The 14,242-nt window shown below is 68.7% G+C and carries 10 protein-coding genes and 1 pseudogene; 4 read left to right on the top strand and 7 right to left on the bottom strand.

Annotated elements, in window-relative coordinates:
* Nucleotides 1-84 precede the first annotated feature (84 nt).
* Nucleotides 85-462 carry a helix-turn-helix domain-containing protein gene (locus E6R60_RS07210; protein ID WP_136325605.1) on the bottom strand — a complete coding sequence of 126 codons (378 nt, stop codon included), beginning with the start codon at nucleotides 460-462 and terminating at the stop codon, nucleotides 85-87.
* A 235-nt stretch (nucleotides 463-697) separates the two neighbouring features.
* Here E6R60_RS07210 and E6R60_RS07205 point away from each other — a divergent pair, with 235 nt between their 5' ends.
* Nucleotides 698-1,603, top strand: coding sequence for an NADP-dependent oxidoreductase (locus E6R60_RS07205; RefSeq protein WP_136325604.1), 906 nt, complete (start codon nucleotides 698-700; stop codon nucleotides 1,601-1,603).
* 1,051 nt (nucleotides 1,604-2,654) lie between these two features.
* On the opposite strand, the gene E6R60_RS07195 is transcribed toward E6R60_RS07205, so the two are convergent.
* Nucleotides 2,655-3,770, bottom strand: a complete 1,116-nt coding sequence (locus E6R60_RS07195; RefSeq protein WP_136325602.1) for an AI-2E family transporter — start codon at nucleotides 3,768-3,770, stop codon at nucleotides 2,655-2,657.
* Nucleotides 3,771-3,931: 161 nt separating this feature from the next.
* Here E6R60_RS07195 and E6R60_RS07190 point away from each other — a divergent pair, with 161 nt between their 5' ends.
* Nucleotides 3,932-4,723 carry a class I SAM-dependent methyltransferase gene (locus E6R60_RS07190; RefSeq protein WP_136325601.1) on the top strand — a complete coding sequence of 264 codons (792 nt, stop codon included), beginning with the start codon at nucleotides 3,932-3,934 and terminating at the stop codon, nucleotides 4,721-4,723.
* Between the two features lie 226 nt (nucleotides 4,724-4,949).
* On the opposite strand, the gene E6R60_RS07185 is transcribed toward E6R60_RS07190, so the two are convergent.
* Complete coding sequence (locus E6R60_RS07185) at nucleotides 4,950-5,147, bottom strand: hypothetical protein (RefSeq protein WP_240802432.1); 198 nt, start codon at nucleotides 5,145-5,147, stop codon at nucleotides 4,950-4,952.
* A gap of 8 nt (nucleotides 5,148-5,155) precedes the next feature.
* Between E6R60_RS07185 and E6R60_RS07180 the strand changes: the two are divergent.
* Nucleotides 5,156-5,362: pseudogene (locus E6R60_RS07180) on the top strand (alpha/beta hydrolase); the annotation flags it as partial.
* Between the two features lie 46 nt (nucleotides 5,363-5,408).
* On the opposite strand, the gene E6R60_RS07175 reads toward E6R60_RS07180, so the two are convergent.
* A complete protein-coding gene (locus tag E6R60_RS07175; RefSeq protein ID WP_136325600.1) occupies nucleotides 5,409-6,827 on the bottom strand; it encodes a DUF2252 domain-containing protein in 1,419 nt (472 codons plus the stop codon).
* 388 nt (nucleotides 6,828-7,215) lie between these two features.
* Here E6R60_RS07175 and E6R60_RS07170 point away from each other — a divergent pair, with 388 nt between their 5' ends.
* Nucleotides 7,216-9,015 carry a glycoside hydrolase family 15 protein gene (locus tag E6R60_RS07170; protein ID WP_136325993.1) on the top strand — a complete coding sequence of 600 codons (1,800 nt, stop codon included), beginning with the start codon at nucleotides 7,216-7,218 and terminating at the stop codon, nucleotides 9,013-9,015.
* Here E6R60_RS07170 and E6R60_RS07165 read toward each other — a convergent pair.
* Genes E6R60_RS07165 through E6R60_RS07155 form a run of 3 tightly spaced genes read right to left on the bottom strand, consistent with a single transcriptional unit; the run spans nucleotide 9,002 to nucleotide 14,170 of the window.
* Nucleotides 9,002-9,742 carry a class I SAM-dependent methyltransferase gene (locus E6R60_RS07165; RefSeq protein WP_136325599.1) on the bottom strand — a complete coding sequence of 247 codons (741 nt, stop codon included), beginning with the start codon at nucleotides 9,740-9,742 and terminating at the stop codon, nucleotides 9,002-9,004. The two genes, E6R60_RS07170 and E6R60_RS07165, sit on opposite strands and share 14 nt — an antisense overlap.
* A gap of 7 nt (nucleotides 9,743-9,749) precedes the next feature.
* A complete protein-coding gene (locus E6R60_RS37205) occupies nucleotides 9,750-11,012 on the bottom strand; it encodes a pyridoxal phosphate-dependent aminotransferase family protein (protein WP_240802431.1) in 1,263 nt (420 codons plus the stop codon).
* Nucleotides 11,012-14,170, bottom strand: coding sequence for an EAL domain-containing protein (locus tag E6R60_RS07155; protein ID WP_240802430.1), 3,159 nt, complete (start codon nucleotides 14,168-14,170; stop codon nucleotides 11,012-11,014). Before E6R60_RS07155 ends, E6R60_RS37205 begins: the two co-directional genes overlap by 1 nt.
* Nucleotides 14,171-14,242 lie beyond the last annotated feature (72 nt).

Here is a 14,242-nt window from a genome sequence, read left to right as displayed (position 1 = left end):
GGCAGGGCCGCGGATGCCACTGTCAGCTCCTCCCGGTCTGCCGAGTGCGGCTCGTCCGGTGCCGCACGCGCCAACGGTGCCGAGTCAGCCAATGGGGGATGTGCCGACCTCGCGGGCGTCGAGCAGCTCGCCCCAGTGCTCGGTCGCCCATTGGCACGCGGCGTCCAGCGGCTCCAGCATGCTGCGGCCCAGCGGTGTCAGCGCGTACTCCACCCGCAGCTTCGGTTCGGCGTGCACCGTGCGTGACACGAACCCGTTCCGCTCCAAGCCGCGGAGCGACTGGGTGAGCGACTTCGGGGTGACGCGAGCCAGTGGCACGCGGAGTTCGGAGTATCTGCGCGGGCCCTCGTCAAGGCAGTGCAGCACCATAGTCGCCCATTTGTCACCGAAGCGGAAGGGCAGCAGCGAGGACGGGCACAGCTCATCGAACAAATCGGGCGGCAGCGGCTGCCGTTGCGTCATCAAGGGGCTCCCGTCTCCGGCCTTGGTATCCAGCTGGTGACCGACCTTCTGGATACCTTGCGAAGCGTCGACGCGACAGCGGGTATTCCGGTGAGGGACAGGATCGTGGTTCTCGGGGGCGGGTCGCCGCCCCGCCTGCTCGGCAACCTCACCGGATCCGCGCCCGCCCCGCTCAGGGTGACGAGCACCGAACGAATACCGTCATTTTCGCCCAATAAAGGTAAGGCAGGATATTATGCGCGCAGCCCGCTTCCACGAATACGGCGGGGTGGAGAGCCTGGTGATCGAGCAGGCCCCCGACCCCCGTCCCGGACCCGGTGAGATACGTGTCCGTCTCACGGCGGCCAGCGTCAATCCCATCGACTGGAAGCTGCGCACCGGCGCCCTGCACGAGCTGATTCCCCTGGAGCTGCCCGCCATTCCCGGGCGCGACGGCGCCGGTGTGGTCGACGAGATCGGCGAGGGGGTGCAGGGGGTGAGCATCGGCGACCGCGTCTTCGGACTGGGCGGTGTCACCGGCGCAACCGCGGAGCTGCTCATCCTCTCGGCCTGGGCTCATGTCCCGGCCACATGGACCGATGAGCAGGCCGCGGGCGCCGGCCTCGCGTCTGTGACCGCTATGCGTGGACTCAACGCGCTCGGCTCCCTCGCTGGGCACACCCTTCTCGTCGAAGGCGCCGCCGGAGGCGTGGGCAGCGCAGCAGTCGAGATCGCGGTAGCACAAGGGGCCACCGTGATCGGGACAGCCAGCGAACGCAACCACGAGTTCCTCACTTCTCTCGGCGCCGTTCCCACTACCTACGGTCCCGGTCTCGCGCAGCGTCTCTCCGCTCTCGCTCCGCACGGCATCGACATCGCTCTCGATACCGCGGCCTCCGGATCCCTGGGCGACCTCGTCGCGATCACGGGCGACCCGGCGCGCGTCGCGACAGTCGCCGACCACGCAGCCGGGCAACGCCTGGGCACGCATGTCGTCAACGCGGAGAACGACCCCACCCTTCTGTCCGCGGCCGCCGAACTAGGCGGGCAAGGCCTCTATACGCCCCGTATCGAACAGACCTATCCCCTGGAACGGATCGCCGACGCCCACGCGCACGCCGAGCGCGGACGCACACGCGGAAAGATCGTGATCTGCATCTGAAAGCAGGTCAGGGCGGGTGGGCGGTTCCACCACCCGGCTCTGAGGCATCGAATGCGCCGATCACCGCAGCCACGATGAGTAGAACGCCACCATCGCCGCCTACGTCCGCTGGCGCGACAACCTGAACGCCTGTGTCACCGGGGCCCAGCGAGAAGGGTGGCTCGGCAAGATCGGACTCATGCTGACCGTTTGCTGCCCTGAAGGGGGCACATGATGCCCCTGACCTGCGGCAACGCCAAATAGTCAGATCTTGGACTTGAACGTGGTACGCATCAGGTGGGTACCCCGTAGGCTCCCCGCCTGCGTTTGCGCAGGTCAAGGGCAGTGGGCCCGGAATACAACGCAACGCCTGTCCGGGCAGGGGTCAGCACGTTTTCAGGACCGGTGCCGACCCCGTGCCGGCGTTCCCTACGCACCGTAGGGCGCATCGTGAGACGTTTGACGGCCGTCTCGGGGCGTGGTCACGAACCGGCTCAGCCGGTAAGTGGTGGGCAGCGCCAGGCGCCCGCACAGCGTGTCGATCCGGATCATCGACCCGTCGACACCTGACTCCCGAAGGCGGCGCAGCCGTGTACGCATCTCCGCCTCGTCCCCAGTCTCGACGACCACTTCCCACCGTCCCGCGCCCGGGGCGGTGCGAGCGGCACGCCGCTGGCTCTCGGCCTCTTGTCGCCGCCGTCTTTTCCCTTGTCCTGGCACCCGCCCAGGCTCCCTGGCCGCCATCAGGACGGCAAGGCAATCGCACCGGACATTCAGCACCGGCGACCGCAGTCGCCGGCCGGAGCGGGGGCGAGCCGTGCTGCCCCCGCCCCGCACGCGGACGCGTCGTGGAGCTCTAGGGCGTGTTTCGAAAGTCCCGCCTGCTCGGCGACGCCTGGCACTTCCCCGAGCTCTCGGCTTCGCTCGAGCAGGGGAGACCCCATTGCTTGCCGCGTTGTCGGGGTCGCCCCGATACAGCCAGTATCGGGGCGACCCTCCGCCTTGCGATCGCACGCACCAAACGCCGCCGAGCCCGCCCTCCGGGCGGACGGCGCTACTTTCGAAACACGCCCTAGGACGGAGAGACGACGCCGCTCGGTTCTGTCCGGCTCTCCGGTTCGCCCTCCGTTTCGCCGAGTTGTTCGCGGACGTAGTTCCAGACCACGGCGATCAGCGCGGCGACGGGCACGGCGAGCAGGCTGCCCACGATGCCCGCCAGACTGCCGCCGAGCGTCACGGCGAGCAGGACGACCGCGGCGTGCAGACCGAGCCCGCGACTCTGGATCATGGGCTGGAACACGTTGCCCTCGAGCTGCTGCACCACGAGGATGATGGCCAGGACGATGAGCGCGTCGGTCAGCCCGTTGGACACCAGGGCGATGAGAACCGCGACGAAGCCCGCGAAAAGGGCCCCCGCGATCGGCACGAACGCCGACACGAACGTCAGGACCGCGAGAGGAAGAACCAGCGGTACTCCCACGATCCACAGGCCGATCCCGATGAGGACGGCGTCCAGCAGGCCCACGTAAGCCTGCGAGCGCACGAACTCGCCCAGCGTCTGCCAGCCGCGCGCGGCCACGGTGGGAATGTCGGTGGCCAGCCGTCCGGGCAGCTGCCGTCCGAGCCACGGCAGGAACCGGGTGCCGTCCTTGAGCATGAAGAACATGAGGAAGACCGCCAGGACGGCGGTGACCACCCCGTTGACGACGGTGCTCACACCGGTGACGACCGTGGTGACCATGCTGCCGATGCTGTCCTGGATTCGGGCGGTCGCGGAATCCGATGCCTGGGCGATCTGATCGTCGCCCACGTTGAGCGGCGGCCCCGCGGCCCATGCGCGGAGTTTGTCGATGCCCGCGGTCACCCCGTCGGCCAGCTCCCCCGACTGGGAAGCCACCGGCACCGCGATCAGCGCGACGACGCCCAGCGCGACGAGCAGGAACAGCACCGTCACGATCGTGGCCGCGAGAGCCGGGGGCCACCCTCGTTTGCGCAGATAACGCGCTGAGGGCCAGGTCAGCGTGGTGAGCAGCAAGCCGAGTATCAGCGGCCACACGACCGACCACATGCGCCCCAGGATCCACAGTGCGACCGAGGCCAGGACAAGGACAAGGAGCAACTCACCCGAGACCCGTGCCGATGAGCGGAGCGCGGCGCGGGTCTTGGTGGAACTCAACGTGACAGACATGGGGGTCACCCTATTGGCCGCACACCGGCCGCTGTCGCCGCCGCCCCGACGCCGGCGCTCCCCCGGATAATTCGTTGAGCCCTCACCGGTGATCGTGTTGGCTGGCGGCGCCGGACCGCCAGTACCGCTGGGGTCCGCTTGGCCGCAGCAGGGAGCTGAACGTGCAGGATTCCGTCGTCGACCCCGGTGCCCATAATAGAGCCGCCTGGGACAAGTACGTCCAGGAGGGCAACGAGTGGTCGAGGCCGGTGACGACCGAGGACGTCGAGCGCGCCCGCACGGGCGACTGGTCGATCGTTCTCATCGGGCGTGAGCCGGTCGACCGCTCCTGGCTGCCGACGGACCTGACCGGCAAGGACGTATTGTGCCTGGCCTCCGGCGGTGGTCAGCAGGGACCGATCCTCGCCGCCGCGGGGGCGCGGGTCACCGTGTTCGACAACTCGCCCCGCCAGCTCGGCCAGGACCGGATGGTGGCAGCGCGCGACGGACTTGAGCTGCACACCGTCCTGGGGGACATGCGCGACCTCGGCGCCCTGGGCGACGCAGCGTTCGACGTGGTGTTCCACCCGGTCTCGAACTTGTTCGCACCCGACCTGGCACCGGTGTGGCGTGAGTGCTTCCGCGTCCTGAGGCCGGGCGGAACCCTGCTCGCGGGCTTCCTCAACCCTGATGTGTACTTGTTCGACCACGAGGCCCTCGACGAGCGCGGCGAGCTGGTCGTCGTGCACAAACTGCCCTACAGCGACGTCACGCAGTACTCCGCCGAGGAACGCGCCGCGAAGTTCGGCGCCGATGCCCCTCTCGAATACAGTCACACCCTCACCGAGCAGATCGGCGGGCAATTCGCCGCGGGTTTCGTCCTCACCGGCTTCGCAGAAGCACCGGACCACTCCAGCGCCGCCGCCCCCTACCTGTCGAACTACTTCGCGACGCGGGCGGTCAAGCCGGGCTGACCGGGCCACGCCGCAGCCCGGGAGGGGGTGAACGGCCACTCCGCCGAGGGCATCGGTGTCGAGGTGACACAGCCGAAGGCTGTTGCGGGTCGTGCCGTATGTGCCAGGCCCGCGATGGCCACACCCCCGCCGGAAAGCACCACCGCCCCCCGGACCATCCGCATGGATCGGATCAGGCACCGCTCCCGAACCATCCACACGGCCCGGATCAGGCCGAGCGGGGGGGCTAGCTCCGGGCACCCAAAACGTGCGAGAGCGCGCTCATGCTGATGTCGATGACCGTGCGGAGCTGCTTCTCACTCGCCCCGGTCCTGCTCAGCACGGCCAGTGACTGGTTGACCGCCGCCATGTGCAGCGCGAAGTCCTCGGCCTCGCCTTCGGTCAACTGCGCGACGCTCAGGGCGGTCCGCAGCCGCGCGCGCACGAGGGCCCTTGACCGTCCCCATCCTGGGCATCTCCAGCTCCCACGGCTCGATCCCCGACATGGCCGCCTCCCTCGGCCCGTGGGCGGAGAACGCGACCGGCGTCTTCATCCCGGAGGCCGGACACTTCATTCCCGACGAACAGCCCGGCGCAACGGTGGACGCGCTGACCGCGTTCATCGGTCACGAACGCGGCGAGCACGAACGCGGCGAGTAGCTCGGACCCCCTGCCCGCGCGGCCTTGGGCGAGGCGTCGGCGATGTTCAGGCCGCCTCGGCGGGCAGCCGCCCGGTGCGGACGGCGTCGACGAGTGCCTGATGGTCGCGCTCGTTCTGGTCGGCGTAGTGCTCGGCGAAGACCACCAGTGCCCGGTCGAAGGAGTCGCCGCCGCCCAGATAGGCGGCGATGGCGACGCGGTCGCCCGATCTCGCGTGGGCCCGGGCCAGGGTCGCACCGCACAGTTCCCCGAAGGTGCGCATGCCCCGGGGCACCATGTCCTCGGCCGCCGCGACCCACTTCCAGTCCCGCAACTGCCGTACGTAGAAGTCCCGCCGCCGGCCGTCGATGCCTTCGGCGCGCTCCCAGCCCAGGAAGATGTCACTGGTGGCCTGCATCAGCCGCTGTCCGGCCACCACCCGCTCGCCCTGGGTGCGGTACGCGCTGTTCCCCACATGGGGCGCCAGGACCGACTCGTCGGCCTCCTTGGCCTGGAGGAACAGCGGATCTTCGTCGTCCTTGCCGAGCAGGAGCACGATCCAGCACCGCGTGCCCACGCTGCCGACCCCGACGACCTTGCGGGCCATGTCCGCCACCCGGTACTGCTGCAGCAGGAACCGCCGGTCCGACTGCAGGGTCTCGCCGTAGTGTGCGATCAGTGTGCGGATCTGCTGTTCCACGGCACCACGCCGGTCATCCGGCAGCAGATCCTCGAGGCGGGTGATGAGCGGCGGGTCGGAGATGATGCGGCGCCGGCCGTCGACGACGTGGGTGAGCTTGTCGAAGACCTGCAGGGTGTCGTGCGCACGCGCCTTGGCCACGGCCTGCGCCCACCGCTCGCGGCCCCGCGCGGACAGGTCGGCCGCGAAGCGGTCCCGCACCCGGTCGACATCGAACTGGGCGTACCACACAGCCAGGTTGCCGAGCCCGGCGAAGGTGCGCATGCTCTCCCGGTACGACCGCACGCCGGCCCGTACGATCGCGGCCCGTTCCTTGGCGCTGAAGCCGTTCGCCCGGCCCGCGATGACGAGGCTGGCGGCGAGGCGTTTGACGTCCCACTCCCAGGGGCCCGGCAGCGTCTCGTCGAAGTCGTTGATGTCGAACATCAGGCGACGCTCGGGTGAGGCCAGCAGCCGGAAGTTCAACATGTGTGCGTCTCCGCACAGTTGGGTCCGCAGCCCCGTCGTCGGCGTGCCCGCGAGATCCGATGCCATGACGCCGGCGGCGCCCCGGTAGAAGCGGAACGGCGACTCGGACATCCTGCCGTAGCGGACCGGAACGAGGTCCGGCAGCCGTGACGCCGACTGTTTCTCGATGATCTCCAACGGGTCCGGCCGCCCCGGTCCCGACGCGAACTCGGAGTGGCTGGACCGGGGCGCCGCCGCCCGCGCGGCCTTGCCGAACGCGGCCCGCTGCCGCGTGGTCCAGTGCCGCATGTCGTGTCCGTCCGGAGGGTTGTCGGCCATGGCTGCGGCTCCGTGGTGGGTCTCGACGTAGCCCGGGAGGAAAGGGGAGATACGGCACTGACCACGCTGTCAGAAATGCCGGAAGAGTCAAATCGGACATTATTCTTCCCTTCCCGGGTGCGCGGCGACGGCCACCTCGCCCGACCTGGGGACCCCGGACCCACCAGCGGGCCGGCGATGCGGGAGAGCATGACGGGGGCGAGCGTGGTGCTTTACGGGCGCATGATGACCAACGCCGTGTCGTCCGTGCTGCCGACGTCGGGAGTCGGGCCGGCAGGGCCTCGGCCACATTCCGCGCCTCACCACCGGCGGACCCCCGGCCGGTCCTGACACGGAATGTGGCGTAGCCTGGAAGCAGCGGCTTTGTGTAAGACGGCGTAGTGCGATGATGAGCAATCCAATCGAGAACTACGCCCTCGTCAGTGATCTCGAAACGGCCGGCATGATCGGCACCGACGGTTCGGTCGACTGGCTCTGCGTCCCCCAATTCGATTCACCGGCGTGTTTCGCCGCCTTGCTGGGTGACGGGAGCAACGGTTTCTGGCGGATCGCGCCCGTCGGTGCACAAGAGTCCTCCCGCAGGGAATACCGCGACAACACACTGATCCTGGACTCCTGGTGGGAGACCGAAACCGGAGCCGTGCGTGTCACGGATTTCATGCCGGCACGGAGCAACTCGCCGTTTATGGTGCGCACCGTGGAGGGCATTGCAGGCTGTGTCACCATGCGCAGCGAATTGAGGCCACGCTTCCATCAGGGACGCGTGGTCCCCTGGGTCAGACCCGCAGGCGCTTGTATCGTGGCCGTCGCCGGACCGGATGCCCTCTGGCAGAGTGCCGACGCCCCTGTGGACTTTTCCGAGAGCGGCGGCTCCACCGTCGCGGAGTTCGCCGTACCGGCTGGCCGGCGTCTGACTCTGATGCTCGCGTGGGCACCGTCGCACCTGACCAGCCCGCCCTTCGAGCTGTGCCTGCCGGCGGAGACAGCGTTGAAGGAGACAGAGGACTTCTGGCGTGAATGGACAGCCCAGTGCCGCTACGAGGGACCCTGGAGCGAGGCGGTGGTGCGATCCTTGATCACGCTGAAGGCGCTCACCTTCGCACCCACAGGCAGCATCATCGCGGCGCCCACCACCTCGCTCCCAGGGTGCGTGGGAGGCGAGCGGAACTGGGACTACCGGTTCTGCTGGCTGCGCGACTCGGCCCTTGCCCTGTCCTGCCTGCTGCGCAGCGGCTACCGGGAGGAGGCGACAGCGTGGCTGGACTGGCTGCTGCGCACCATCGCAGGTGAGCCTGCCGATCTGCAGACGGTGTACGGGCTCGAAGGGCAGCGGAGGCTGCCGGAGACCGAGGCCCCCTGGCTGCCGGGATACGAAGGAGCGCGCCCCGTGCATTTCGGGAACGCCGCCGCCGGTCAGCTTCAGCTCGACGTATACGGCGAGGTCATCGATGCCCTCTACTGGTCCCTCCGTGCGGGCATACCCGTGCAACCCCATATGTGGAGCCTCGTGACCGCCCTGATGCGCTACCTCCAGAAGCACTGGCGCGATCCGGACCGAGGTCTGTGGGAGGTGCGCGGGCCCCAACGGCACTTCGTCCATTCCAAGGTCATGTCCTGGGTCGCCGCGGACCGCGCCGTGCGCATGGGCGCTCTCCTCGGCAGAAACGGGTCTTCTGCGGAGTGGCGGGCGATGCGCGCCGCCGTGCGCGAGGAAGTGTGCCGCGAGGGCTGGGACGCGGAGCAGCGGTCGTTCGTCCAGTCCTACGGGTCTTCCTCGCTCGACGCCTCATCTCTGCTGATCGCGCGGCTGGGCTTCCTTCCGTCGGACGACGAAAGGATCCGTGGCACGGTCGCGGCGATGCGAGGTCTCGAGCACCAGGGCTTCCTGAGGCGGTACGCATCGAATGGCAGCGGCGTACACGGCATCGACGGCATGCACGGTACGGAGGGCGCGTTCGTGGCCTGCTCGCTCTGGTATGCCGAGGCCCTTGCCGGCATCGGCCGGCTGGACGAGGCGCGCGACATGTTCGAGCGGGTGCTCGGTGTCCGTAACGACGTCGGGCTGTTGTCGGAGCAGTGGGATCCCGAGGCAGGCCGCCAACTGGGAAACGCTCCGAAGGGCGTCAGCCACATCGCTCTCGTGGAGACGGCATTCGCCCTCCAGCGCTCGGGGATCACTCCGGCCTGACGGCCGTCAGGAGCACCATTCCGGAATCGCCGTAATCCGGAAGGCTGGAGTCCGAGTCGATCCGGGTGACGGCGAGCCGCTCGGTCAGGGGGGCGAATACCTCGGTGACGAGGCGACGGTTCACCGGGCAGCCGGGCCACAGCGACGCCGCACCGATACGGTACGTGGGCATGTTCTCCATGAACGCGGCGACCACATGCCCGCCGGGGCGCACAGAGCCTACGAACCGCCCGCAGAACTGCTTGAATTCGGAGAAGTCCTCGGTGATTCCCTCAGCAACGAAGTTCATCGACGCGAAATCATAGGTACCGGGGATCAGACTGCGCGCGTCGGTGTGCACGACGTGCACCACCGAGAGGGCTTGCGACAGCGTCGGCGGCAGCTGCGGGTTCAATGTCCGGCACAGCGCGTAGAAGGGTTCCCAACTGGGGTCGGCGCCCTCGTTCAGCTGCCGGTTCAGATAGGCGACACCCGCAGCGCTCGCCTCGATCGCGTCGATCCGCCGGCTCGCGGCGCCGGCCAGCATGAGCGGATAGAGGTTGGGGCCGGCCCCGAACTCGACCGAGCGCGCGGCACCGCCCGGTTCCAGCCGACGGTAGAAGGCGCTGTGATGCGCGATGACGGCCGCGTCGGACGGGTGCAGTTCCCGGTAGTTCTCCGCGAGATAGTCCTGAACGGGCCAGCTGTCCCAGTCCACGTCGTCGTTGTACGTCGGGGTCCCGCCCATGGCGGCCTCAGCCTTCCCGCCGCCGCAGGGCGAACTGCTCGCTGAGCCGCGTCAGCGCGCCGCACAGGGATGCGATGTCGTCGTCGGAGTTCAGGGCCGTGATCTGGACGCGGAAACCGACGCGGTCGCGCGGTACGAGAGGGTAGGCGGCCAGCGTCACGTAGATACCGCTGTCCCAGAGGGAAAGCGCGACGGCATCCAGATCCGAGGGGTCGTCGAGCGGAATCTCCACGATCGGCAGTCCGTCCCTATTGGGTGTGTCCAGGCCCAGGGCTCGGACGTGGTCGAGCACCCTGGCGGTCTTGCGGTGGATATCGGCGCGGATGGCATCACCACGGCGTTCGTTGACTTCCAGCCCCGCGAGGGTGGTGGCCAAGGAAGCGGTCGGAGACGGACCGGAGTAGAGGTACGGGGCGGCGGCGACCTTGAGCAGCGACTTGAGCGGGGTGGGCAGGGCGAGAAAGGCCAGCAGCGACGAGTACGCCTTGGAGAATCCGCCGACGAGCACGATATCGTCGTACGACTCACCTGTGTGCCGTACGACGCTGTTTCCGCGAGCTCCGTACGGGCTCAGCTCGTCCGGCCGCCGTTCCCCGATCACGCCGAAGCCATGGGTGTCGTCGAGGTAGAGGGTGGCACCGTTGCGGCGGCACACGGTGGCCAGTTCACGTACGTCGGGAATGTTCCCGGTCATGCTGTTCACGCCGTCCAGGCAGACGAGCCGCGCGGAGTGCGACGGCGCTGCCCGCAGCAGGGCGTCGAGTTGCCCGGGGTGATCGCCCTGGAACCGGTGGAGCGTGGCGCCTTGCCCCCTCGCTCCCGCGCACCCGTCGTACACGGTCCTGTGTGCGGTGGCTTCGACGAACACATGTCCCCCGTCCGCCAGGACCGGGATCACCGAGGCGTGGATCAGCGTGGCCGTCGGGAGCAGCAGCGTGTCCTGTGCTTCCAGCAGCGCCGTGAGCCGCTCCTCGATCTCGGGGTAGAGCCGGGGGCTGCCCAGCAGCCGTGACCAGCTGGGGTGCGTTCCCCAGCGCCGTACGGCCGGCTCGATCGCGGCGATGACGTCGGGATCGTAGTCGAAGCCCAGGTAGTTGCACGACGCGAAGTCGATCAGCCAGTGGTCACCGCAGCGGATGTGCCTGCCCCGTACCTCGTCGAGCACCGCGTCGGTCATCGGACTCGTCCGCCTGAGATGTTCGAGATCACCCCAGTGTGGATCGGACCGGGCCACGGCCGCTCCCGCGGTCTCCACAGATGTGTCCGGCATCAGCTGCCCCTTTCGGTGTCGGGCACACGGTTACTGGCGGCATCCGCGTGCGGGTGCCCGTTACCCGGATGCCAGTTCCCCGAGGGATGGCGCAGGAGGGAAGCACCCTGCTGGAGCGTCATCGGACGGGCATAGAGAAACCCCTGACCGAACCGGCAGCCCGTCCGGGCGAGCAGATCGCGTTGCCCGCGGTCCTCGATTCCCTCGGCGATGACTTGAAGGCCGAGGGTGTCGGCGATGTTGACGATTCCCTTGACGAGGGCCATCTGCCGGGCGTCCGAGGTGATTTCGTCGATGAACGACTTGTCGATCTTCAGCACGTCGATGGGGAAGTCCCGCAGATAGCGCAGCGAGGAGTAACCCGTGCCGAAATCGTCGACCGCGATGCGGACGCCCAGATCCTTGAGGCTCCGCATCACGGCCTCGATCTGGCGGTCCCGCTGCACGAGGACCGTTTCGGTGAGTTCCAGCTGCAGCGACCCCGGAGCGAGGCCGGGCGTGGCCAGGGCGCCGCGCACCTTGTCCAGGAAGTCCGCGTCCCGGAACTGCCGGGCCGACACATTGACGCTGACGTATGGCGGATTGCCGGGCGTAGCCCTCTGCAGGAGCGCCATGTCTGAGGTCGCGTTCCCCAGGACCCAGGCCCCCAGCGAAGTGATGTGCCCGGTCTCCTCGGCAAGGGCGATGAACTGCTGCGGCGGCACCGGACCCGACCGCGGGTTCGACCATCGGGCGAGCGCCTCGAATCCGACGACTTCGCCCCGGGCGATATCCACCACTGGCTGGTAGCGCAGCGCGAATTCGTCCCGGTTGAGGGCCACGTCCAGGTTGGTCCGCAGTTCGAACCGCTCCAGCATGCGGTCCCGGAGACGGTTCTGGAAGTGGCGCCACTGGCACTTGCCGGCGACTTTGGCCGCGTACAGGGCGAGGTCGGCGTGGGTGAGCAGTTCGCTGGTGTCGGCGCTGTCGACCGTCGTGGCGACTCCGACACTGGCGGACACGCTGACGGAACCCTCCGGCAGACGGAACGGGCGGCTCAACGTCTGGATGACCTGCGCGGCGAGGAGTTCGGCGTCGACCGGGGCCTTCGCGTCCTCCATCAGCACGGCGAACTCGTCTCCGCCCAGCCGTGCCGCGGTGTCGGTGCGGCGCACGGTTTCCGCCAGACGGCTGCCCACGGCGACCAGAAGCTGATCCCCCGCGAGGTGACCCATGCTGTCGTTGACGATCTTGAAGTCGTCGAGGTCGATGAACAGGACGCCGGTGACGGAGGCCTGGCGCCCCCCTCGCAGCAGCGCCCGATCGAGCCGCTCCAGCAACAGCGTCCGGTTGGGGAGTCCTGTCAGCGAATCGTGGAAGGCCCGCTGGGTGAGTTCCTGCTCCAGCTGGCGCTGTTCGGTCACATCTCTCAGGGTGACGACGAGCCCGCGTACGGTGCGGTCGTCCCGCAGGTCGCGGAAACGCACTTGGGCTTCGATGTGGTTGTTGCCGTTCTGTATGCCCCAGTGGCCCTGGGACTCGCACCGGTCTCCGTTGCGCATGGCGGCCAACGCCCAGCCGGCTCTGCGTCTGTCCTCCTCCTCCACGAGCGAGGGCAGCGATACGCCGACGAGCTCGGCGGCCCCGAACATATGACGGGCCGAGGGGCTCGCGTACCGGACGGTGTCGTCGGAGCCCACGATGAGGATGACGTCTGCGGCGTTGTGGACCAATGTGCGGAAGTACGCCTCGTTCTCACGTCGGCTGATCTCCCTGCGGAGCGACATGCGTTGCATCGCCAGCCCCGCGTGCGAGGCCAGGATCTCCAGGGAGCTGCGCATTTCGCTCAGCCGCTTCTCGGCTCCGGCGGCCAGCAGGACGCCCGGCCGTTCGGCCCCGGCGGGCTGGTCGGGTTCGGTCACTGGACACAGGAGGGCGGTCCGGAAACGCCCCAGCCGGGCGGTGAGCGCAGGCCCCAGCCGGTCGACGGGCGTCAAGCACGTCTCTTCGATGGCGAGCGCGGCCGGCGGTCCGGCGGGCGTCTCGCCCGTACGGGTTTCCTGGTCCTCGGAGCTCTCGACGCCCGGCGCCCAGAGAAGCATGCTCGCGTGCGGGACCTCCGGGCCGAACAGCTCCGCCACCGCTCGGGCGCAGGCGTGGGAGATGTCCCGCGGGGTGATGGCCGCGACGAGGGCCGTGACGGCCGAACGCAGGGCGTTCTCGCGAGCCACCGCCTTGCGGTGGACCACGACCATGCCCGTCAGCCGGAGAATCACGAGCAGGATGAGCAGCCCGGAGAAGGCGGCGATGACGGCCACGTCCCGTGGGGCGCCGCTCGACCCCTCGTACAACAGGATCGCGGGGGCGATCAGTACAGCGCCGGCCAGGAGCAACAGCCTCCGTGGCGGCGGGAGCAGCGACTGCGGCCGGTTCGCGCCGGCGGTCAGCTCGGTCATCGACGGATGCAGGGCTGCCAGGCCCCAGGACGTGTAGAAGACGATCCAGCCGCTGTCCAGGACGGAGCCGGCCTGCCACGTTCCGTTGAGCTGCAGAATCCCGTACGCGATGTCGAAGCCGAGCAGGGTCAGAGTGCCGAGGACGAGGAACTGCATCGCCCGGTTGCGGTTCCGGTGCGGCCCGAGCGTGAGCAATCGGGCCAGCAGTGCCAGAACCAGTACGTCGCCGAGCGGATAGGCGATGCTGGTGGCACGCTGTACCCACGTCAGGTCCGCGACGTGGGCGAGTGGTTGCACCAGGAACACCCAGACCGGCAGCGCGAGTCCCGCGGTGAAGATCAGAGCGTCCAGCAGGCCCGGAAGGTCACGTTCCGTCACGCGGTGCCGAACCAGGCCGAGTAGTCCCGCCGTAAAGAGCGGGTAGGTCAGCAGATAGCAGGCGTCCGCGGGGGACGGGAACGGATTGGCTGCCGAGTAATAGGCTTCGAGGCTGTTGTAGTAGGTATCGCCCGCGGTGAAGGCGAGCAACGCCGCCGCGAGCGTCCACCAAGGCCAGCGGTGTGCGGGCCGGTTGATTCGCACACCCACCAGGACGGCGACGACGCTCGAGAGCCCGATCAGCGCCCACACGGGAGTGAGGGCGCCGGACACGGTCAGGTAGACGCCGGTGAGGGCGGCGACGAGGATGACGTAGACGGTCATGAGTCCGCGTGTCCCGGTCACTTTCATGCGCCTCCCCTCCGATGGTAGGTATCGCCGGAGGGCCCTGCATCTTGTCGGCCGCGGAGCGGTTTC

It is taken from the genome of Streptomyces sp. A0642, assembly GCF_004795105.1.
In the GTDB taxonomy this organism is placed as follows: domain Bacteria; phylum Actinomycetota; class Actinomycetes; order Streptomycetales; family Streptomycetaceae; genus Streptomyces.
Note: the sequence above shows the minus strand (reverse complement) of the source record. Positions and strands in the feature narration are given on the sequence as shown.

Coding starts and splice junctions, on each gene's coding strand:
- E6R60_RS07175 (WP_136325600.1), bottom strand. CDS start 6,827: ATGGCCGACAACCCTCCGGACGGACACGACATGCGGCACTGGACCACG.
- E6R60_RS07165 (WP_136325599.1), bottom strand. CDS start 9,742: ATGGGCGGGACCCCGACGTACAACGACGACGTGGACTGGGACAGCTGG.
- E6R60_RS07195 (WP_136325602.1), bottom strand. CDS start 3,770: ATGTCTGTCACGTTGAGTTCCACCAAGACCCGCGCCGCGCTCCGCTCA.
- E6R60_RS37205 (WP_240802431.1), bottom strand. CDS start 11,012: ATGCCGGACACATCTGTGGAGACCGCGGGAGCGGCCGTGGCCCGGTCC.
- E6R60_RS07210 (WP_136325605.1), bottom strand. CDS start 462: ATGACGCAACGGCAGCCGCTGCCGCCCGATTTGTTCGATGAGCTGTGC.
- E6R60_RS07170 (WP_136325993.1), top strand. CDS start 7,216: ATGAGCAATCCAATCGAGAACTACGCCCTCGTCAGTGATCTCGAAACG.
- E6R60_RS07205 (WP_136325604.1), top strand. CDS start 698: ATGCGCGCAGCCCGCTTCCACGAATACGGCGGGGTGGAGAGCCTGGTG.